Source organism: Actinomadura logoneensis (genome assembly GCF_003428695.1).
GTDB lineage: Bacteria > Actinomycetota > Actinomycetes > Streptosporangiales > Streptosporangiaceae > Spirillospora > Spirillospora logoneensis.
In genome coordinates this window covers 1-1,404 of record NZ_QURH01000523.1, presented here as the reverse complement: position 1 = coordinate 1,404, position 1,404 = coordinate 1, and the positions used below count along the sequence as shown (strand labels likewise).

Genomic DNA, 1,404 nt, shown 5'->3' with positions numbered 1-1,404 from the left:
CCGCGGCGACCGCGCCCTCGACGCTCTCCCGGGCCGCGCGGGCGGCGCCCGCGGGGACGCCGGCGGGCAGCCCGCCGTCGATCTTGTCGCGGTAGACGGCGGTGGCGACGCTGCCGAGCGCGGCGATGCCGAACGCGACGCCGAACTCGCTGCCGGTCTGCATCACCGCCGACGCCGACCCGACCCGCTCCGGCGGGACCGAGCTCACCGCCATCCCGGTGACCAGGCCGAGCGGGATGCCGACGCCGAGCAGGACGATCCCGAACCCGAGCAGCAGCACCGGCCGCCCGCCGCTCGCCGCGACCTGCGTCAGCACCAGGTAGCCCGCGAACGCGATGGCCATCCCGCCCGCGATCACGTAGGCCGGACGGATCTTCTGCGCCAGGCCGGGGCCGAGCATCAGCCCGACGACCAGCCCGAGCGTCGGCGGGAGCTGCCACAGGCCGGTTCCCAGCGGGGACAGCCCGTCCACCGTCTGCAGGTGCAGCGTCACCATCAGCGAGCTGCCGCCCTGCACGCCGCCGCCGAGCAGCCCGAACACCACGGCGGTGGCGTAGACGGGGTTGCGGAACAGCGACGGGTCGAGCATCGGGTCGCGCAGCGACCGCTGCCGCAGCAGGAACGAGGCGAACGCGACCAGCCCCACGACCAGCGCGGCGACCGGAAGCGTGTGCCAGCCGTCCTTGGCGAGCTCCTTCAGCCCGTAGATCACCGGCAGGACGCCCACCAGCGACAGCACGACGCTCGCCGGGTCCAGCGGGCCGCGCTCGGGGTTGCGGTTCTCCGGCAGCAGCCGGGGCCCGGTGACGAGCAGCAGCAGCATCACCGGGACGCCGATCAGGAAGACCGACCCCCACCAGAAGAACCGCAGCAGGACGCCGCCGATGACCGGCCCGATCAGCAGCCCGCCCATGAAGCAGCTCATCCAGGAGGCGATCGCCATGCCGCGCTGCGCGGGGTCGGTGAACATCCGGCTGATCAGCCCGAGCCCGCACGGCATGACGGTCGCCGCCGCGACGCCCATCAGCGCGCGGGCGGTGAACAGCATCCAGAACGAGTCGGAGAACGCGGCGACGACCGACACGACGCCGAACAGCGCCGCGCCGGACAGCAGCAGCCTGCGCTGCCCGATCCGGTCCCCGAGGCTGCCCATCGTGATGAGGAAGCCGGCGGTCATGAAGCCGTAGATGTCGACGATCCAGAGCTGCTGGATGTTGTTGGCGTGCAGCGACGTGCTCAGCCGGGGCAGCGCCAGGTAGAGGACGCTGAGGTCCAGCGACATCAGCAGCGCGGCCAGGGCGAGGACGGCGAGCCCGGCGAACTCCCGGCGGCCGGCGGGCGGCCCCGGGGGCGCCTGCGGCCCGGCCGGACCGGCGCCGGCCTGAGAGGCACCGGCTTGAGAGG

The 1,404-nt window shown here is 73.9% G+C and carries 1 protein-coding gene; it reads right to left on the bottom strand.

Annotated elements, in window-relative coordinates:
- The coding region (locus tag DZF91_RS23800; RefSeq protein WP_117359544.1) for an MFS transporter at positions 1–1,404 on the bottom strand (1,404 nt) is incomplete at both ends.